This is a genomic window from Aliiroseovarius sp. D2-2, assembly GCF_055809455.1.
In genome coordinates, this window is sequence record NZ_CM147913.1 from 1,070,665 (window position 1) to 1,090,779 (window position 20,115).

Here is a 20,115-nt window from a genome sequence, read left to right on the forward strand (position 1 = left end):
CCATTCTTGGCTCTGTGCCATTGTCCTGATCCTAACTGGGGTCATGACCGATACCGCAAAGGCGGACAGCCTTGCCAAATTCCTCCCAGACCTGACACCTGCTGAATTGGCCCCCGGCGCTGATGCGTTTGGACCCATCCGTGAAGATGTGCCCGTCGCCCCGATCCTAAAAGGTGGCAAGACGATTGCCTACGCGTTCCTGACCTCGGACTTCGTTGGAACGACCGGGTACTCGGGCAAACCCATCCATGTCGTTGCAGCGATTGACCCTGAAGCAATCCTGACAGGCGTGAAGCTTGTAAAGCACTCGGAACCCATTGTTCTGATTGGTATTCCCAACTCGAAGATGGTCAAGTTGACCGAAGGCTATGCGGGGCTGGACCTGAAAGCCGAAGCCGCTGCGGGCGGCGGAGCCCACGACCTTGATATTATCTCGGGCGCGACCGTTACGATCATGGTGATCGATGACAGTCTTGTGCGTGGTGGCATTAAAGTGGCGCGTGCGCTGGGGCTGGGCGGGTTGTCTCCGCGTCAGGCTGATGGGCCGAAGCGCAAGATTGATCTTGCGAACGAAACGATTTCAGACTGGGCAACTTTGTCTGGCGACGGGTCGGTGCGCCGATTGACGCTGGACATAGGTCAAATCAACGCGGCGTTTGAAGCGACAGGCGACCCCAAAGCCATCGCACGCCCCGAACGTGGTGCGCCTGAGGATACGTTCATCGACATGCACATGGCGGTCGTGTCCGTGCCTTCGATCGGCAAGTCGCTGTTGGGCGACGCTGAGTATGCCAACCTGACGGGCTGGCTGGAAGAAGGTGAACACGCGATCCTTTTGCTGGGGCGCGGGGCGTATAGTTTCAAGGGCTCTGGATATGTGCGCGGCGGTATCTTTGACCGCATTCAGCTGATCCAAGGCGACAATTCGGTGCGCTTTTTTGACAAGCAGCAGCGCCGCTTGGGCGATCTGGCCACCACGGACAGCCCCAGCTTTGCTGAACTTGACTTGTTCAAAATCCCTGCAGAGGCCGAGTTCAATCCCGCCGAACCGTTTCGCCTGCAGTTGCTGGCGCAGCGCGCGATTGGCGCAGTAGAAAAGACCTTCCTGACTTTCGATCTGGGCTACAAACTGCCTGATCGCTTCCTGATGCCGGTTGCCGCTGCCGCACCCGTTGTTGATGACGCCGAAGCCGAAGCCGCTGCCAAATCGGCGCTCTGGAAACGCATCTGGAAAGACAAAACGGTCGAGATTGGCGTGCTGGGCGTCATGCTTTTGGTGCTGTCTGGTGCGTTCTTCTTCCAGTTCCACGCTACCCGCAATGCGCGCGCCTTCTACTGGTTCCGCATCGGGTATCTGACATTCACGCTGGTATTCCTTGGCTGGTACGCAAACGCGCAGCTGTCCATCGTAAACCTGATGGCGCTGGCCGGCAGCCTGCGGTCTGGCTTTACATGGGATGCCTTCTTGATGGACCCGCTGGTCTTCATCCAATGGTTTGCCGTGGCGGCTGCCCTGATCTTCTGGGGCAGGGGTGCCTATTGTGGTTGGCTGTGCCCCTTCGGCGCGTTGCAGGAGCTTTTGAACAAAGCCGCGCAAGCGTTGAAAGTGCCGCAATGGACCTTGCCTTGGGGTCTGCATGAACGCCTTTGGCCAATCAAGTACATGATCTTTTTTGGGCTCTTTGGGCTGTCCATGGTGTCCATCCCGTTGGCCGAGACCTATGCCGAGGTCGAGCCTTTCAAGACCGCGATCATTCTAAAGTTCGTGCGCGAATGGCCCTTCGTGGTCTTTGCCGTCGTACTTCTGATCGCCGGGCTTTTTATCGAGCGTTTCTATTGCCGCTATCTTTGCCCACTGGGCGGAGCACTGGCGATACCTGCCAGGATGCGGATGTTTGACTGGCTGAAACGCTATCACGACTGCGGGCACCCTTGTCAGACCTGCAGTAACGAGTGCCCCGTTCAAGCCATCCATCCAACGGGCGAAATTAATCCAAACGAGTGTGTCGACTGCCTGCATTGTCAGGTTCTTTATCAGTCGACCGAAAAATGTCCGGTGGTCATCCGCACGCTTAAGCGGCGGGCCAAGACCGGCGTGGCGGACCTGAATATCCCGTCAAAGAAACCACCGGCGAACCATCCAAACGCCAAAAGAACGACAGCTCCTAAGGAGGAAACACAATGACTGATAAGAACGAAAAACTCTCAATGACCCGCCGGGGTATGCTGGGGGCCACCGCTACGGGCGCGGTCTTCGCAGGTACCGGTATCGGTTCGACACTGATGTCAGCCAAAGAAGCAAGTGCAGCTGCCAACGCGCATCTGGAACCAGGTGAACTGGACGATTATTACGGCTTCTGGTCTTCGGGCCAAACCGGCGAACTGCGCATCTTGGGTGTGCCGTCCATGCGTGAATTCATGCGTATCCCAGTGTTCAACCGTTGCTCGGCAACCGGTTGGGGCCAGACAAATGAATTGCTGAAAATTTTGACCGAAGGCCTTCTGCCTGAAACCAAGCAGTTCTTGGCGTCGAACAACAAAGTCACTTATGACAACGGCGATTTGCACCACCCACACATGTCTTTCACAGATGGCACCTATGACGGTCGCTTCCTGTTCATGAACGACAAAGCCAACACCCGTGTGGCTCGTGTGCGTTGTGACGTGATGAAATGCGACAAGATCATCGAGATCCCGAACGCGCATGACATCCACGGCCTGCGTCCGCAGAAATTCCCGCGCACTGGCTATGTTTTCGCCAACGGTGAGCACGAAGCACCGCTGGTTAACGACGGCAAAATCCTGGACGAGCCAGAGCAGTATGTGAACATCTTCACCGCCATTGATGGCGACGAGATGGAAGTGGCTTGGCAGGTGATTGTCTCGGGCAACCTTGATAACACTGATTGTGATTATCAGGGCAAATACGCCTTCTCGACTTCGTACAACTCGGAAATGGGGATGACCCTGCCCGAGATGACCGAGAACGAGCTGGACCACGTTGTTGTGTTCAACATCGCAGAGATCGAGAAAGCGATCGAGAACGGCGATTATACGGAAATGAAAGGCGTGAAAGTTGTTGATGGCCGTAAAGGTCAGAACAAAAACTACACCCGTTACATTCCGATCCCGAACTCGCCACACGGCGTAAACGCGGCCCCTGACAAACAGCACATCATGATCAATGGTAAACTGTCGCCCACCGTTTCGGTGATCGATGTGACCAAGTTGGATGACGTGTTTGCTGGTGCGGATGAGCGTTCGTGCATCGTTGCTGAACCTGAGCTGGGTCTTGGACCGCTACACACTGCGTTTGATAACCGCGGCAATGCCTACACCACGCTGTTCTTGGACAGCCAGGTTGTGAAGTGGGATATCGCCAAGGCGATCAAAGCTTACGCGGGTGAAGAAGTTGATCCGATCGTTGACAAAGTGGACGTGCATTATCAGCCCGGTCACAACTCAACCTCGATGGGTGAAACTGCGGATGCCGATGGTCAATGGCTGATTTCGATGAACAAATTCTCGAAAGACCGCTTCCTGAACGTGGGCCCGTTGAAGCCTGAAAACGAGCAGCTGATTGATATCACTGGCGACAAGATGAAGGTGGTCCATGATGGCCCGACCTTCGCCGAGCCGCACGATTCAATCATTGTTCGCCGCGACATCGTAAACCCAGTTAACGTTTGGGATCGCAATGACCCGATGTGGGAAGATGCCCGCAAACAGGCCGAAGCCGATGGCGTCGATCTGGAAGAAGGCTCGGACGAGATCATCCGGGATAAGGACGATCCCACCAAAGTACGTGTCTACATGTACTCGATCGCGCCGACCTTCTCGCTTGAGAAGTTCACTGTGAAGCAGGGTGACGAAGTTACGGTTTATGTGACCAACCTTGACGACGTGGACGACGTGACCCACGGGTTCTGTATGGCCAACTTCGGTGTCGCCATGGAAGTCGGACCAATGGCAACTGCGTCGGTGACCTTCGTTGCGGATCGTCCGGGCGTTCACTGGTTCTATTGCCAGTGGTTCTGCCACGCGCTCCACATGGAAATGCGCGGCCGGATGATGGTCGAGCCACGGGACGCATAAGACAATGCGCTGGCTCCTGACCCTTGGATTTGTTCTTTCCGCTTCCTGCTTGCAGGCGGCTGATTGGGACGTGCCCGTAACGCCGGGAGCCATTGCTGAAACACTGGCTCGGGCCGCAGAAGGCGACACGCTTCGCCTGCGGCCCGGGACCTATCTTGAGACTGTTGTGTTGGACAAGCCCATCACGCTTGACGGCGGTGGCTATGCCACCATCGACGGGCAGGGCATGGGCAGCGTAATCACAGTGACCGGTGATGACGTGACCGTTCAAGGGCTGACCGTGATCGGCTCAGGTTCTGAGCATGAAGGCATCGACAGCGGTATCCAACTTTTGAAGACCGCCGACGCCCCTGTCATTCGCGACAATGTCCTTCTAGGCAACCTTTATGGCATCGATATTCACGGTGCAGATGATGCGAGAGTGTCAGGAAACCGCATTGAAGGCCGCCAAGATCGCCGCATGAATGCGCGTGGCAATGGCATCTACGTCTGGAACGCGCCCGGCGCGATTGTTGAAGGAAACGAGGTTCGTTGGGGCCGTGACGGCATCTTCGTTAACTCGTCTAAGAAAAACATATTTAGAAACAATACTTTCCGAGATCTGCGATTTGCCGTGCATTACATGTATGCCGATAATTCCGAGGTCACGGGCAATGTATCGATCGGTAATCACCTTGGTTATGCAGTCATGTTCTCGACCCGCGTAAAGGTGACCGACAATGTGTCGATAAATGACCGCGACCACGGGGTCATGCTGAACTATGCGAATAAGTCGGTGATCACCGGAAACTATGTGAAGAATGCGGCTGAGAAGTGCACATTCTTGTACAATTCGAATAAAAACGACTTCTCGGGCAACTGGTTTCAGGGCTGCGGAATTGGCATTCACTTCACCGCCGGGTCCGATGACAACCGGATCGTTGGCAACAGCTTCATCGGCAATCGCACTCAGGTAAAGTACGTGTCGACCAAATGGGTCGAATGGTCCGAGGACGGGCAGGGCAACCACTGGTCCGACTTCGCTGCGTTTGACGTGGACGGAGACGGCGTGGCCGACGCGCCCTATCGCCCTAATGACAGCATGGATCACGTGCTGTGGACCCAACCCGCCGCAAAATTGCTTCTTGGCTCTCCGGCTGTTCAGCTGGTGCGCTGGTCTCAATCCGCTTTCCCCGCGCTTTTACCGGGCGGGGTGGTGGACTCTCACCCACTCATGCAGGCACCGAGACCGCCTGCAATCGCAAAGGTGCCCCATGACGGATAACGCACTGACTATTGAAAACGTCCGGAAGGATCGCGGTAACGCGACCGTTTTGGATGACGTGTCCCTGATCGTGCAACCCGGCGAGCGCGTGGCGCTTCTGGGTCATAACGGGGCCGGAAAATCGACCCTGATCAAAACAATTTTGGGCCTGACTCCACTCACGGCGGGCCGGATACGCGTCGATGGCGCGAAGCCCGGCTCTGCTCAGGCCCGACGGCTGACCGCTTACCTCCCCGAAGCGGTCAGCTTCCACCCTGCTCTGACGGGCCGCGAACAGTTAACCCTGTTTGCGCGCCTTGATGGGCAGGCTGCGGATGTTCCCGGTCTGCTGGATCGCGTAGGGTTGGGCGATGCCATGGATCGCCGAATTGGCGCTTATTCCAAAGGCATGCGGCAACGGCTTGGGTTGGCACAGGTACTACTTGGTAGTCCAAAGGTTGCGCTTCTGGACGAACCGACAAGCGGGCTCGACCCGATTTCGCGCCAAGACCTGTATGCCATTATCGATGAGCTGGCCGGGCAGGGAACCGCGGTTCTGATCGCCAGCCATGCGTTGACCGAGGTTGAAGCCCAGACGGATCGGATCGCCATTCTGCGCCAAGGCGTGAAGGTGGCAGATGACACTCTTGAAAGCCTGTCAGCCAAAGCTGGTCTGCCGACAAAACTACGCATTCGGGCAACTGGTGCGCATGCCGATCAGATTGCCGAAGCAACCGGCGGCACACGTATCAACGGAGCTTCGGTGGAAATCCTTTGTGCACCGGATCAGAAAATGGCCCGGCTGCGCGATGTCGCCGCGATGGGCGAGGTGGTTGCGGATATCGAGATGATGCCGCCACGGCTTGAAGACCTCTATCGCCACTACGCCAAGGAGGGGACACAATGACCCGTTTCCTATCTATAGCCGCAACCGAGATGTTGATCCTGCGCCGTAACCGCTGGCTGTTGATGGCAACCGTCATCATGGTTCTGTTCGCACTGGCACTAACCTTTGCAGGCAGTGCGCCAACAGGGACGTTGGGCGTTGATATGTTGACCGTTTCGGTCACGTCGATGACCACGCTGTCAGTGTATCTTGCGCCCCTTTTGGCCCTGATGATCAGCTTTGATGCCATCGCGGGCGAAGCCGAACGGGGCAGCTTGTCGCTGCTTTTGTCCTATCCCGCCGGACGAGGAGAAATCTTGCTAGGCAAGTTCGCAGCCCATCTGGCCGCTCTCGCGTTCGCAATGACTGTCGGCTTCGGAACCGCCGGAGCGGTCGCCGCATGGTTCGGTGGGGCAGGCGCTGAAAGCCTTGTTGCCCTTGTACGCCTCATCCTGACCTCGATCTTGCTGGGCGCGGTATTTTTGGCGCTTGGCTATCTTGTGTCGGCCTTGTCACGCAGCGCGACCGCTGCGGCGGGCTTGTCGGCTGGCCTGTGGCTTGTTTTCGTTGTGCTTTACGACCTCGGCCTGTTGGGCGCGGTTGTGATGGATGGCGGCGGTAGCTTCACCCGCTCGATCTTCCCGTGGCTGATGGTTGCAAACCCAGCAGACGCTTTCCGCGTGTGGAACATTGCGGCCTCAGACGGGGTTGCACTGGCATCTGGCATGGCCGGCGCTGCGCAAACCTTGCCCGCTTGGGCCGCGCCTTTGTCGCTGGTGATCTGGCCTGTGCTCGCCTTCTTGATGGCGCGCGCTGCTTTTCAGAGGGTTGAGCCATGAAGCGCATCGTATTTCTGGCCGTGCTCGCACTGGCCGCTTGTAATGAGGACGAGGCGAAGGCCCCGCCATCGCCTTCCGATCTAACTGATCAGGCCCTCAGTTACTTCTGCCAGATGAACATTGCGGAACACGGTGGCCCCAAGGGGCAAATCCATTTGGAAGGCTTTCCCGCCCCGCTGTTCTTTGCGCAGGTGCGCGATCTGATGGCCTATCTGAAAAGCCCTGAACGCGAGGCTGCAATTACGGCCGTCTACGTCAGTGACATGGGCGTGGCCCCCAGTTGGGCGGAACCAGGTATCTCTAACTGGATCCCCGCAGAAGAGGCAAATTTCGTTGTCGGCGCACCAGTTGCGGGCGGCATGGGTGCCCCTGAAATTGTGCCGTTTGCTAATCCCGAAGCCGCCGCTTCGTTCATCGAAACCTATGGCGGCAAGATGTTGACCTTGGACACCATTCCGGACGACGCCGTTTTAGCGCCTGTCGACCTATCCCTGACTTTGGAGACCCCATCATGAGCCGTCTTGATCGCCGTCGTTTCCTGGCCATTACTGCGGCTGCCTTCGCCATGCCGGGTGCGGCTGCGGCCTCTTCAGTGGCCCGCTGGACCGGGCGGGCATTGGGCGGGCCAGTGTCGATGCAACTTGCGGGCTTAAACGATGCTGAAGCGCAGCCCATTTTCACAGCGGTGGAAGCTGAACTGGCGCGGCTGGAGGCAATCTTCAGCCTGTATCAGGACACATCAGAACTTGTTCGCCTGAACCGGGACGGGCAGTTATCAGCACCGTCGCCCGAGCTTCTGTCCGTCCTCAGCTTGTGCACTGCGCTGCATTCTGCAAGCGACGGCGCGTTTGATCCCAGCATTCAACCACTGTGGAGCGCCATTGCGTTGAACAAAGGTGAAGGCGAAATTACCCAAGCAAAACAATCAGTAGGCTGGTCTCGTGTGCACTTTGACACAAGCAGTGTCCGTCTGCCCGACGCAGGGGCGTTGACCCTGAATGGTATCGCGCAGGGTGCGGTCACGGATGCTGTGGTTGACCTTTTGAAACGCCATGGGCTTCATAACGTGTTGGTCGACATGGGGGAAATTGCGGCTGTCGGAAACGGGCCAAGCGGCCCTTGGAACATTGGCGTGGCATTGCCCGATGGCACGTTGGTGCACCGGTTGACCGCGCATGATCGAGCCGTCGCAACCTCTGTCCCTGAAGCGATGACCATTGGTCTTGGCAATGGTCATATCTTGTCCCCAACAGGAATGCGCGCGCGTGCGAAAATCGTGTCTGTATCTGCGCCTCGTGCGGTGCTTGCCGATGGGCTTTCCACAGCGCTTTGCCTTGTTCCAGCCTCCCGATCGGTTGACGTTGTTCAGGCCTTCAAAGGTGCTCGTTTAGAGTATCTCGAACAGGCTTAGCTTTCCCTCCTCGTGCCCTCATGGGGCAGAGTGAGGACGGTCCCACGGACATTCACGCCCAATTCATGAACCTTTCAGGCCGGTTGCAATGCGGCCTTAGAAAAGCGTATTCATTAACATATCAAGCTAGGGGAGCCAGATATGCAGCCAGAGCATAAGGCGGTGGCGCATCAGTCTTTGCTGTTAAGCAGTATGCCATCGGATGATGCCGAAGCATTGCTCTCGCGCGCCAGCGTGAGCAACTACGACCGTGGTCAGACAGTCTTTTTACAAGGTGAACGGGCAACCGCCATCTTCATCGTGGTGGATGGTTGGGCAAAGCTTTATCGTATTGCACCAAGCGGGGCCGAAGCTGTTGTGGGTGTGTTCACCAAAGGGCGCAGCTTTGGCGAAGCGCTGGCCTTTCAGGGCGATGTATATCCAGTATCATCAGAAGCGGTGACGCAATGCACTCTGTTGCGCATTGATGCCGAGGATTATCTACGTCGAATTCGGGAAACGCCAGAAACCGCAATTTCGCTATTGTCAGCAACCTTTGTGCATCTGCACAACCTGGTATCTCAGATCGAAGCCCTTAAAGCGCGCACCGGCGCCCAAAGGGTGGCCGAGTTCCTTTGCGAACTTGCGGAATGCCAAACAGGCGCATGCGAAGTTGTTCTTCCTTACGACAAGATTTTGATTGCGGGACGTCTTGGTATGAAGCCAGAAAGCCTTAGCCGAGCCTTTGCACGGCTGAAGGATGAGGGGGTTCGGGTCAAACAGAACCGCGCCAAAATTGATGATATCGAGCATCTGCGGATCTATTGTGAAGAAGATCCCGCACAGGCGTGGATGCGGTGAGCTTCAGTCGGCCTATTTACCGCCAACCGTTACCATCCCGATCATCTTCTGCGTTTCCCAATGTGGGCCACATAGGTATTCCTGATCACCTTCGGTCATGAACGTGAATTCTATGGTTTCCTCGGGAAACGCACGATCACTTTCAGGCTCGTTCGGGACAATGACGCTGTGGCTCGTGCGCTTGTCCACGTTGACCCAGCGCACGGTGGTTCCGACGGGAACCACCAGTTCGGCAGGGCAGAAATTGTATTTGTACATTTTCACTACGGTGACGCCTTCTGCGTCCACGGAGGGTGCGCCGATCAGCTCGACATAGCGTTCTTCTGCTTCGGCGCAGATGGCGGCGGTTTTGTCGTCGTCGGCAAAAACAGGAAGTGCTGCACAAAGTGCGACGGTGAAGGGCAGGGCCAGTTTGTGCAAGATGCGTGTCATTGGTGATCCTTTCCTACGTGTAAAAAAAACGCGGCGGCGGGTTGAGGCCACCGCCGCGTCAGTTTTTTATTGTGCGACCACGTTAATCGCGGCTTCTGCATTATCCAACCCTAAGGTCGTGTTCAGCGTCACATGGTGGAACCGCGCAGCGGCAAAGTCGTCGTGGATCGCAAAGCCAACTGTGTAAGTTGTGCCTGCTTCCAAGGCGACGTCTCCTGCGCCTCCGGTCAGGGGCCGCGAGAATGTCACGGTCCAAGTGCCATCCGGGGCAAGGTTCGCCTCGGCAGCCATTTCACCATCGTTCACAACACGCCGGTCCAGCAGATACCCGTTTGAAGACGAGCCATCGGCATAGACGCGCAACAGATCCAAGTAAGTGCCATCGGCCAGAAGTTGGTCGACCTCAGCGGTGTCTTTCAGTTGGTCCCAACCACCTTGCGCCTTGCCACGGCGGCCTTTGACCTCGATCTTAGTCCGGCTTTCGGCCAGATATTTGGTGATCGTTTGGTCAGCCTGAAGCTGAGCAGCAACAGCGCTGTTCGCTGAGATCGCCTCGGCGCCCGGATCGAACGGCATATAGGTGTTGTCGGCGTGGCAGCTTGCCCAGCACCCAACTTGTGGACCCAGTTCAATCCCGGATCCCGTGATCATCATGCCTACTTTGATCTGGTTGTCGGGGTCCATCTTGCCGCCATCAACAAACGGGGCAGGGTTGTGACCGCCATCCGTCCATTGCAGACGGAAATAGGCGTTCTGATCGTCATAGGTTGCTTGCAACGAGGCATTGATGAAGCCGCGTTTGCCAGGGATCGGTGTCGGCTCAAGCCCGTCACCTTTACCGCCGCCACCTGCAACGATTTTGTTGCCGATCGTCTCAAGCTCTTGAGCGTGACAGGTTGTACATTGATCTCCACCTTTGGTCAGCGGACGGGCCCCCCCGTGTTGCTTACCGTTTTGCACCCACTCAAACGAGGCTTGGCCCGGATAGAACAAGCCCAAATCAGTTGTGGGCACGCTGTCCCACACCACATTCGCGGCAACAGTGTCACCAGACGGAGCGGCGGCTGGGGTTCCAGTAGCGGCATCAGTCGTCGCGCCTGAAGAACTGGCCAATTCGGCTTCGACCTTGGCACGTTCATCTGTACGTGCGGCTTCTACGGCCGCCATGATGCGCGCTTTCTGTGCTTCTTCGTCGGCCTTGCGGGCCGCGGTCTCTTCAGCTTCTTTCGCCTCAATTCGGGCAAGGCTATCCAGATAGGCCTGAGGTACTTCACGGGCGTACTTTGGGTTTGGAGCTTCCAAGGCCTCCAAGTATTCCTCATCGGCGCGGTCACGCAAATCAAGGTGTGCGATGCCCTTGTGGCAATCGATACATGTCTGACCGGTTTTCATCGCGTTGAGGTGTTGTTGACGGGCACGCGGAGCTTGGTATTCAGGCATCATGCTGTCGAAGTGGTGACAGTTACGGCACTCGCGGCTGTCTGAGTTCTTCATGCGCTCCCATTCGTTCATCGCAAGTTGCAGGCGATGAGCGTCGAACTTTTCAGGCGTGTTGATTTTGCCGGTGAACTTGCCCCACAGCTCTTTCGAAGCTTTGATCTTGCGGATCATTTTGTGGGTCCAGTCCTTCGGAACGTGGCAGTCAGAACAAACTGCGCCAACGCCAGACCGGTTCACGTCGTGAATGGTGCCTTTGTATTCTTGGTAAACGTAATCCTCCATCTCGTGGCACGAGATGCAGAAATCTTTGGTGTTCGTGGCTTCCATGGCGGTGTTGAACCCGCCCCAGAAGATAATGCCGGCAACGAAGACGCCTGCGATGCCTGCAAGCGGCATACCCCAGATGAAATATCGACGCCAAAGTGGCTTTTTGGGTTCTTGACCGTTGGTCATAATCCGAGCTCCGTACTGGCTGGGTTAATGGCTGGTTGGTATGTGCTGAGGCACAGCAGAAAAGGGGCGGGCGTAGTGCCCGCCCCTTTGGTTTTCTTTGAACTCACGATTAGGTTACGTGGTTCGAACGGTTGAAGACGTTGAACTTACCAGTCGGGGCATACAGACCCTTCACGCGGGCTTTTTCTTCCAGCGTTTCAGCGTCGTAGATCACGATCTCACCGTTTGGCTCAAGCGAGTCTGACAGGTTCCAGTTCGACACCCAAACTTCGGTGCCGTCTGCGTTGAACTCGAAGTGCACAGCAGCGTGACCTTCTTGATCTGTAACCTGGATGGTTTTCACGATCTCGCCAGTCTCTTTCGAGATGACCTGAACCGATTGCTGAACTTCAGGCTCTGGGTGCTTCGTTTGGTCAGCCCAGTAGTACTTGGAGTTCGGGTGGGTCCGGATAAACAGGCCCGCGCCGTCGGTTTCAACTTCGTAGCAAGTTTTCCAAGCGTTGTCCGGATGGCCTTCGGGGTCGTTGCCCCAGACCGTTACAGTACCAACACCAAGGTGGGTTGTACCTGCAACCGGGCCACAGTTCGGATCTTCCCAGTTGGCGCCGGGGCCGGGGTGCGGCAATGCGGCGGTGTCGATGATGGCTTCAAGCTTACGCTCTTTACTATCAACTACGACCATCTGGTTCGACGCGTTTGCGGCGATTTGGAAATAGCGACCTGTCGGATCAAAGAAGCCATCGTGCAAGAACCGTGCAGTGTCGATTTTGTCAATACGCAGGTTGTCCAGGTCGGAATAGTCGACCTGCCACATTTGGCCCAGTTCCTTCACAGCGACCAGCCATGTTGGCTCGTTCGGTGTGGTGTAGATCGCGGCCACACGGGCTTCTTCTACATAGTCACCTTCGGTGTTCACGCCACGGGTCGATACGACTTTCAGCGGTTCCATCGTTTTGGCGTCCGAGATCACGAAGTGCGGAGGCCAGTAACCGCCACCAATGATGTACTTACCGTCGCCGGATACGGCCACGTCACGTGCGTCATAGGCAACTTTAACCTCTGAAACCAACATCTTGTCCGGTGTCTGCCAGAGGTCGATTTTGGTCATCTTGCCATCACGGCCCATCGTGTACCAGAAGCGGCCGGGCTGTTCAGGTTCGGTGATCTTGTGGTGCTCTGAGGCCTTGATCACGTGCACGGCATAGCCGGTCGGGATGTGGGCCAGAACTTCTTTGGTGTCGCCGTCGATGACAGCAACTTTACCAGCATCACGTTCGATGACGACGAAGAAGTTTTCCCAGTTGCGGCCATGAAGTGGCTCGGTCGGGTAGTCAGCTTCTTCGACGTAGACCTTGCGGGTCTCTTTCATCTGCGCAAGCGACATTTCTGGCGGCTTGGGCGGATCCATCATGATATAGGTCGACATATCTTTGATTTGCTGCTCGGTCATGATGTCCGAGAAGTTGTTCATACCGCCTTCGGTACCCCAGGTAATGATCTTTTCAAGACGTTCCTGGCCAAGGGCAAGTGTACCGCCTTCGGTCATCGTGCCGTCGGCAGCGGTCTTCTTCCAATGTGGTTCGAGGTTCTTACCCGTCGCACCTTTTCGCAGTACACCATGACAGCCTGCGCATTGTTCAAAGTAAAGTTGCTTGGAAGCTTCAAATGCTTCATCGCTCAGCGTTGGTCCTTCGGCGAATGCCGGCATTGCAACGGTGCCGAGCATCATGGCAAAGCCGATCCCTAGCGAACTGCGGATTTTCTTTTGGGTGTTTCCAAGTGACATGATCACTCTCCGTTTGCTTGGTGAGGCAACAGGACAGTGCGCCCAAAAGAGGCTTAGCAACTTGACAATAGTCAACGAAGCTCTCGAAAAAGTGAGATCTCTGCTCTTGATCTAGGTCCCAATCGAACGGACTGGACAATTCAAATCCCTATTGAAGCTCACAAAGCAAGATTTTGGCTTGCAGGCTGCAGGTATCTGTGGCCAGTATTAATGACCGGCGGTCATTAGTGTTTTGTCAGATGGCAAAACGACTCGAACCGTAGCCAAAAAAGGACCATCGCAATGAAGCTAACGGTTAATGGGGTTACGCACGACGTAGATGTCGAAGATGACATGCCACTGTTGTGGGTTCTAAGGGACGAGCTGAAAATTGATGGTCCGAAGTATGGCTGCGGCGTTGCTGCCTGTGGGGCGTGTACGGTTCATGTGGATGGTGTCGCGGTCCGATCTTGCCAGACATTGATGTCTGATGTGGACGGCCCAGTCGCCACAATCGAAGGGCTGGGAAACCCTGACAATTTGCACGCTATTCAGGAAGCGTGGCTGGAGCATCAGGTGGCGCAGTGTGGCTACTGCCAAGGTGGGCAAATGATGCAGGCCGCTGATTTGCTGGCCAACAACCCGTCTCCAAGTGATGCTGATATCGACGACGCCATGTCCGGAAATCTCTGCCGTTGTGGTACCTATCCACGCATTCGTGCCGCGGTAAAAACCGCCGCTCAAAACCTGCAGGAGGGCTGATCATGGGACGCATCGGAACGATTGCACGCCGCACTTTCCTTGTCGGATCGGCAGCCTTTCTAGGCGGTGTCGCCTTTGGTTACTATAAGTACCAACAACCTGCAGATAATCCTCTGAACGATGATCCGGGCGACGGCACGGCGGCTTTGACACCTTATGTGCTGATCAACGCGGATGGTGTCACATTGATCACCCCGCGTGCTGACAAAGGGCAAGGGGCGTACTCGGTTCAAGCGGCTTTGATCGCTGAAGAGCTGGATGTTGAGCTGGACCAGATCAATGTCGATCCCGGCCCGCCATCGCCCGCCTATTGGAACACGGCCATTGCTGCCGAAGGGGTGCCGTTCCCATCCACCGATCGGGGTATGGCGGCTGAAACCATGCGCGGGTTCATGGGCGCTGTGATCAAGCTGATGGGTATGCAGATCACGGGTGGTTCGACAACCGTTCCAGACGGGTTTGAAAAACTGCGCGTGGCAGGTGCCGTTGCGCGTGAAACTTTGAAGGCAGCGGCGGCCGAAATGTCTGGCCTCGCCATCACGCAGCTGAAAACGGAACGCGGTGCCGTGGTTTTGCCCGACGGCAAGCGCATTCCCTATGAAGCGCTCGCAGCTAAGGCCGCAGAAATCGAGCCCGTGACAGATGTGACCCTGCGCCCCTCGACCCAGTGGCGTCTGGTCGGTAAGCCGATGCAGCGCGTTGATATGGTCGCGAAATCCACCGGCACGCAAAGCTATGGCATTGATATGCGGATGGAGGGCATGGTGCATGCGGCCGTTCGCGTGAACCCGCGCAAAGGGGGCGAGATGCTGTCCTTTGATGCCGCTGATGCACAAGCCATGCGCGGCGTGCAGAAGGTGATCCCGGTGACGGGCGGCGTGGGCGTGATTGCCGACAACACGTGGCGTGCATTTCAGGCCGTCGATGCGATCGAAGTCGAATGGGGCGCGGCGCCGTACCCGGCCCAGCAATCTGAACACTGGCAGGCGCTGGAAGACACGATTGATACAGACGATGCGGACGCAACCCCGCGTGATGACGGTGACGTGGACGGGGCAGGGGCGACGGTCGAAGCCGAATACCGCGCGCCTTATTTGGCGCACGCTCCGCTTGAACCGATGAACGCAACCGTGTTGGTTACCGACACCCGTGTGGACGTCTGGACCGGCAACCAGATCCCGCGCATGACGCAAGCCAGCGTCGCCAAGATGACCGGTATAGATGCGGATGACGTGCACGTGCACATCTTGATGATGGGCGGCAGCTTTGGGCACCGTCTGGAAGACGAGGTGGTGAAACGCGCGACCGAACTGGCGATGGCCATGAAGGGCACGCCAGTCAAACTGACCTATAAGCGCGAGGAAGACACGCTTCAGGACTTCACCCGGCCCATCGCGATGATGCGTGGGCGTGGGGCTGTGGCCGATGGCAAAGTGACCGCGATAGAGATCAAGGTCGCCTCGCCCTCGATCATGGACAGCCAGATGGTTGAACGTCAGGGCTTCCCGGTTCCGGGTCCAGACACCACGATCACGCAAGGCCTGTGGGATCAGCCCTATGCGATCCCGAACTACCGCGTGATTGGCTATCGTGCACCGAAGCTGGGGCCGGTTAGTTCATGGCGCTCGGTCGGGGCGTCGCAAAACGGGTTCTTCCATGAGAATTTCCTGAACGCGCTTATTCATGAGGCCGGGGCCAACCCGGTCGAGGAACGCTTGCGCCTGATGACCGACGATCCGTCGCGCAAGACTTTGGAAGCTGTGGCCGAGATGTCCGGCTGGGGCGGCGAACTTGCTGCAAACAAAGCCCGTGGCGTGGCCTTCTGCCTGTCCTTCGGCACCCCCTGCGCGCAGGTGATTGAGATCACGAATGGCGAGGACGGCATCAAACTGGACAAGGTTTGGGTCGCCGCCGAAGTGGGCAAAGTTGTCGACCCGGTGAATTTCGAAAACCTCGTCGCAGGCGGCGTGATCTGGGGCCTTGGCCACGCGATCAACAGCCAAATCACCTATGCCAACGGCATGGCCGAGCAAGAGAACTTCTTTGACTTCGAAGGCCTGCGCAACAATCAAGCACCCGAGGTGTTTGTGCGTGGGATGGAGAACCGGGACTACGTGACCGGCGTCGGTGAACCGCCCGTGCCGCCCGCAGCACCTGCGCTGGCCGAGGCGATTTTTCAGGCGACGGGCGAACGGCCGACCGAGATGCCGTTTGGCGAGAGGTTTGGGTTTGTGTGAGGGATTAAAAGGCGCCTAGACTTGCTCAAGGCCTTCCAGCAAATTGCTAACTTGTGTCAATAGTCGGGTCATGTCTTCTTGATTGAACCGATTGTGCCGCTGATAGTCAGAGCTTAGGACGATTGCGCCTGTAACCCTGACTGCTGCTCCAATAATACGTGGCAAGCCCGAAATCTCCAGCGACCACGATTTAGGTGAGAAATGTGCGAATTCGTTCCGAAATTCATGAAGTCGTGAAAGGTCGCCCGCCTCATTAAACGGAATCTTGCTTGCGCTCCGTTTTGTCATTTCTGCGCCAATAGACTTTGGAAGTCGCTTAACGAGTAATCTTGTGTCTGCAAGTTTCGGGTTAGGGCGCTCAAAATTTGGGTCATCTAGATTTCGAACGCCATTCGTTTCGCCGTACAGATACTTGTACATCTCATTTTCGCCATCTTTAGAGAAAGCGCCAAGCTCATCCGTTCTAGTCAGTATGCAGACGCACGCATTTTGGAGCATGTTATGGGCTGCCAAGATCGCCCATTTCCAAGCGAAAACGTCATCCGGGATTGCCCTTAATGCACGCGTTAGCTCTTTAATCGCGCTTTCGCATTCAATGAACTCGTCTGTTCTATAGTAATCCTGAGTTTCAGAATCCATTACCTCTTCTTCCCACGCCCAGCCCGCTGTCCCGGCTTGCCAGCCGTTGACCGCCCCTTTGGCCTTCTGCGCAGCCTCTCCAGCCGCCTCAATCGCAGACTGCCGCGCGAGCGGATCATCTGCCACGGCCAGTTCCACGGCCTCCAGCCGGTGCACTTCGTCGCGCAGGCGGGCGGCTTCTTCGAACTCAAGGTTCTCGGCCGCTTTGCGCATCTCGGCCTTAAGGCCTTCCAGATGGGCCAGAAGGTTGTCGCCGACCATGGGCTTGTCGATGGTGGCTGTGACGCGCGACATATCGGTGTCGCCCGAATAAAGCCCAGCCAGAACATCCTCGACATTCTTCTTCACCGTCTCGGGCGTGATGCCATGTTCGACGTTATAGGCATGCTGCTTTTCGCGCCGCCGTTCGGTTTCTTTCAGGGCGCGCTCCATCGACCCGGTGATGCGGTCGGCATACATGATCACGCGGCCCTCGGCGTTTCGTGCGGCGCGGCCGATGGTTTGCACAAGCGAGGTTTCGGATCGCAAGAAGCCCTCTTTATCCGCGTCCAGAATGGCGACCAGCCCGCATTCCGGGATGTCCAGGCCTTCGCGAAGAAGGTTGATGCCGACCAATACGTCAAACGCCCCAAGGCGCAGGTCACGCAGGATTTCGATGCGTTCAATCGTGTCGATGTCCGAGTGCATGTAGCGCACGCGGATGCCCTGTTCGTGCAGGTATTCAGTCAGATCTTCGGCCATGCGTTTGGTCAGCGTCGTGACCAAGGTGCGCATGTTGTCGGCGGCGACTTTGCGCACCTCGTCCAACAGGTCGTCCACCTGCATCTCAACGGGGCGGATTTCGACCTCGGGGTCGAGCAGCCCCGTCGGGCGAATGACCTGTTCGGCGAAGACGCCGCCGGTCTGTTCCAGCTCCCAATTTGAGGGCGTGGCGGACACGAAGACGGATTGCGGACGCATGGCGTCCCATTCCTCGAACTTCAGGGGGCGGTTGTCCATGCAGCTGGGCAGGCGAAACCCGTGTTCGGCCAAAGTGAATTTGCGACGGTAGTCGCCGCGATACATGCCGCCGATCTGGGGCACAGAGACGTGGCTTTCATCCGCAAACACAATCGCGTTGTCGGGGATGTATTCAAACAGGGTGGGGGGCGGTTCGCCCGGTGCACGGCCTGTCAGATAGCGCGAGTAGTTCTCGATCCCGTTGCAGAAGCCTGAGGCCTCGAGCATCTCAACATCGAACTTGGTGCGCTGTTCGATGCGCTGGGCTTCCAGCAGTTTGCCTTCGTCTTCGAACTGCTTCAGGCGCAAGGTAAGCTCTTGCTTGATGCTTTGGATGGCTTGTTTCAGCGTCGGTGTGGGCGTCACATAGTGCGAATTCGCGTAGATACGCACCTTTTCCAGTGTGTCAGTCTTGGCGCCGGTCAGCGTGTCAAATTCGGTGATTTTCTCCAGCTCTTCCCCGAAGAATGAGAAACGCCAGCCACGATCTTCAAGGTGGCTGGGCCAGACCTCAAGACTGTCTCCGCGCACCCGGAAGGACCCACGCTGGAACGCGTTGTCGTTGCGTTTGTATTGCTGGGCGACCAGATCGCGCATCATCGCGCGTTGGTCGTACTCCTCGCCCACCATGATGTCTTGCGTCATCGCGGTATAGGTTTCGGGCGACCCGATGCCGTAGATGCAGGACACGGACGCCACAATGATCACGTCATCGCGTTCCAGAAGCGCCCGCGTGGCCGAGTGGCGCATCCGGTCGATCTGTTCGTTGATCTGGCTTTCTTTCTCAATGAACGTATCTGATCGCGCGACGTAGGCTTCGGGCTGGTAGTAGTCATAGTAGCTGACGAAGTATTCAACGGCATTGTCCGGGAAGAACCCCTTCATCTCGCCATACAGCTGTGCGGCGAGGGTTTTGTTCGGGGCGAGGATGATGGCAGGGCGCTGGGTTTCCTCGATGATCTTGGCCATCGTGAAGGTCTTACCAGTGCCGGTAGCTCCAAGAAGCACCTGATTCTGCTCGCCACCTTCAAGGCCGCTTACCAGCTCGGCAATCGCGGTGGGCTGATCCCCGGCGGGCTGAAAGGGCGTGTGCATTACAAAACGCTTGCCGCCTTCAAGCTTTGGGCGGGCCACAGGGGCCATTGTGGGGTTTGTCAGCGGGCTATGTGGGGTCGGGTCATGTGTCATGCGAATCTCTCCAACCCCAAGAATGGTCACTTTTTGTTCTTCTTCAAGAGCGCTTAACCGAGGTTTAACGAGAATCTCCCCATAATTGGCGAGTTGTGGTGTTAAGCAATTTATTGCAACTTCACAAACATACCAGAAATGGTGCGAAAACCATATCAAAATCCAGCAATCAGTGGGTGATTCACTGTGTTGTATTTTGCATATGGTTATTGATATCCAAAATTACGTAAGTCCTTATTTAATAAGTAGTAAATAAGGAAAAAAAGCACAAAAAAATGCAATTAGAGGTGTATTTGTGCTTGCCGAGGGCCTGACCTTGCGATAGCGTTATCAGGCAAGCAGCAGAACGGACTGCCGGTAGCGACGATACACCCACCCCACCCCTCGCTCCCTCGTCGATTACCGGCAGTCACTCTGCACTCTCCCTTAAGTCTCACTCACGGAACAAACTGGGCCGATTTGCTCGCGCTTGATGCGCGTGCGGTATCTGCACCTCCAATTCCGGCTTGAATTGCGGTGCCGCATGACGGATAACCAATCCAGCTTTTGAAGGAGATGCCGGATGCGTGCTCGTATCTATCAACCCGCTCGCAATGCGATGTCGTCGGGGATGGGAAAGACCAAAGTTTGGGTTCTGGAATATGCCGCCGACGAAACCCGAGAGATTGATCCGCTGATGGGCTGGACGGGCTCTTCGGATACACAAAGCCAAGTGCGATTGAAGTTCCAAAGCAAAGAGGCCGCCTTGGATTATGCCAAAGAACACGGCATCGACGCGACGGTTTCTGATCCACATAAGCGCAAGCAGAACATTCGGGCTGGCGGATATGGCGAAAACTTTGCCACCAATCGGCGTGGTCCCTGGACGCACTGAAGCGCCTAACTT

At 56.6% G+C, this 20,115-nt stretch carries 15 protein-coding genes and 1 pseudogene; 11 read left to right on the plus strand and 5 right to left on the minus strand.

Features of this window, described 5'->3' with window-relative positions:
* The first annotated feature begins 43 nt into the window (after positions 1-43).
* The 8 genes from AC0L6A_RS05280 (at position 44) to AC0L6A_RS05315 (ending at position 9,314) form a co-directional block, all read left to right on the plus strand.
* Positions 44-2,185 (plus strand): 4Fe-4S binding protein, encoded by a 2,142-nt coding sequence (locus tag AC0L6A_RS05280; protein ID WP_473293385.1) that lies wholly within the window; start codon positions 44-46, stop codon positions 2,183-2,185.
* Positions 2,182-4,095 carry a TAT-dependent nitrous-oxide reductase gene (gene nosZ, locus AC0L6A_RS05285; RefSeq protein ID WP_473292669.1) on the plus strand — a complete coding sequence of 638 codons (1,914 nt, stop codon included), beginning with the start codon at positions 2,182-2,184 and terminating at the stop codon, positions 4,093-4,095. The genes AC0L6A_RS05280 and nosZ overlap by 4 nt, the downstream gene beginning before the upstream one ends.
* 4 nt (positions 4,096-4,099) lie before the next feature.
* Positions 4,100-5,359: a nitrous oxide reductase family maturation protein NosD gene (locus AC0L6A_RS05290; RefSeq protein ID WP_473292670.1), complete on the plus strand. Its 1,260-nt coding sequence runs from the start codon at positions 4,100-4,102 to the stop codon at positions 5,357-5,359.
* Complete coding sequence (locus AC0L6A_RS05295; protein WP_473292671.1) at positions 5,349-6,245, plus strand: ABC transporter ATP-binding protein; 897 nt, start codon at positions 5,349-5,351, stop codon at positions 6,243-6,245. The genes AC0L6A_RS05290 and AC0L6A_RS05295 overlap by 11 nt, the downstream gene beginning before the upstream one ends.
* Positions 6,242-7,063 (plus strand): ABC transporter permease, encoded by an 822-nt coding sequence (locus AC0L6A_RS05300; protein WP_473292673.1) that lies wholly within the window; start codon positions 6,242-6,244, stop codon positions 7,061-7,063. The genes AC0L6A_RS05295 and AC0L6A_RS05300 overlap by 4 nt, the downstream gene beginning before the upstream one ends.
* Positions 7,060-7,578 (plus strand): nitrous oxide reductase accessory protein NosL, encoded by a 519-nt coding sequence (locus AC0L6A_RS05305; protein WP_473292674.1) that lies wholly within the window; start codon positions 7,060-7,062, stop codon positions 7,576-7,578. Before AC0L6A_RS05300 ends, AC0L6A_RS05305 begins: the two co-directional genes overlap by 4 nt.
* Positions 7,575-8,474: an FAD:protein FMN transferase gene (locus AC0L6A_RS05310; protein ID WP_473292675.1), complete on the plus strand. Its 900-nt coding sequence runs from the start codon at positions 7,575-7,577 to the stop codon at positions 8,472-8,474. The genes AC0L6A_RS05305 and AC0L6A_RS05310 overlap by 4 nt, the downstream gene beginning before the upstream one ends.
* A gap of 141 nt (positions 8,475-8,615) precedes the next feature.
* The gene (locus AC0L6A_RS05315; RefSeq protein ID WP_473292676.1) at positions 8,616-9,314 is read left to right on the plus strand and encodes a Crp/Fnr family transcriptional regulator; all 699 of its coding nucleotides are present in this window, start codon (positions 8,616-8,618) and stop codon (positions 9,312-9,314) included.
* A gap of 12 nt (positions 9,315-9,326) precedes the next feature.
* On the opposite strand, the gene AC0L6A_RS05320 is transcribed toward AC0L6A_RS05315, so the two are convergent.
* The 3 genes from AC0L6A_RS05320 to AC0L6A_RS05330 all read right to left on the minus strand — a co-directional run bounded on the left by AC0L6A_RS05320 (position 9,327) and on the right by AC0L6A_RS05330 (position 13,425).
* The gene (locus AC0L6A_RS05320; protein WP_473292677.1) at positions 9,327-9,746 is read right to left on the minus strand and encodes a cupredoxin domain-containing protein; all 420 of its coding nucleotides are present in this window, start codon (positions 9,744-9,746) and stop codon (positions 9,327-9,329) included.
* A 66-nt stretch (positions 9,747-9,812) separates the two neighbouring features.
* Positions 9,813-11,639: a NapC/NirT family cytochrome c gene (locus tag AC0L6A_RS05325; protein WP_473292678.1), complete on the minus strand. Its 1,827-nt coding sequence runs from the start codon at positions 11,637-11,639 to the stop codon at positions 9,813-9,815.
* A gap of 109 nt (positions 11,640-11,748) precedes the next feature.
* The gene (locus AC0L6A_RS05330) at positions 11,749-13,425 is read right to left on the minus strand and encodes a cytochrome D1 domain-containing protein (RefSeq protein WP_473292679.1); all 1,677 of its coding nucleotides are present in this window, start codon (positions 13,423-13,425) and stop codon (positions 11,749-11,751) included.
* A 282-nt stretch (positions 13,426-13,707) separates the two neighbouring features.
* Between AC0L6A_RS05330 and AC0L6A_RS05335 the strand changes: the two genes are divergently transcribed.
* Together AC0L6A_RS05335 and AC0L6A_RS05340 are read left to right on the plus strand one after the other, a co-directional pair.
* On the plus strand, positions 13,708-14,166 hold the full coding sequence (locus AC0L6A_RS05335; RefSeq protein WP_473292680.1) for a (2Fe-2S)-binding protein: 459 nt from the start codon (positions 13,708-13,710) through the stop codon (positions 14,164-14,166).
* Positions 14,167-14,168: 2 nt separating this feature from the next.
* Positions 14,169-16,403 carry a xanthine dehydrogenase family protein molybdopterin-binding subunit gene (locus tag AC0L6A_RS05340; RefSeq protein ID WP_473292681.1) on the plus strand — a complete coding sequence of 745 codons (2,235 nt, stop codon included), beginning with the start codon at positions 14,169-14,171 and terminating at the stop codon, positions 16,401-16,403.
* Positions 16,404-16,418: 15 nt separating this feature from the next.
* Here AC0L6A_RS05340 and AC0L6A_RS05345 read toward each other — a convergent pair whose 3' ends face one another.
* Together AC0L6A_RS05345 and uvrB are read right to left on the minus strand one after the other, a co-directional pair.
* Positions 16,419-17,042: a hypothetical protein gene (locus AC0L6A_RS05345; RefSeq protein ID WP_473292682.1), complete on the minus strand. Its 624-nt coding sequence runs from the start codon at positions 17,040-17,042 to the stop codon at positions 16,419-16,421.
* Positions 17,042-19,229 (minus strand): annotated as a pseudogene (gene uvrB, locus AC0L6A_RS05350) (excinuclease ABC subunit UvrB). The gene AC0L6A_RS05345 and the pseudogene uvrB overlap by 1 nt, the downstream one beginning before the upstream one ends.
* Positions 19,230-19,791: 562 nt before the next feature.
* Between uvrB and AC0L6A_RS05355 the strand changes: the two are divergent.
* Positions 19,792-20,103: an ETC complex I subunit gene (locus AC0L6A_RS05355; RefSeq protein ID WP_473292683.1), complete on the plus strand. Its 312-nt coding sequence runs from the start codon at positions 19,792-19,794 to the stop codon at positions 20,101-20,103.
* Positions 20,104-20,115 lie beyond the last annotated feature (12 nt).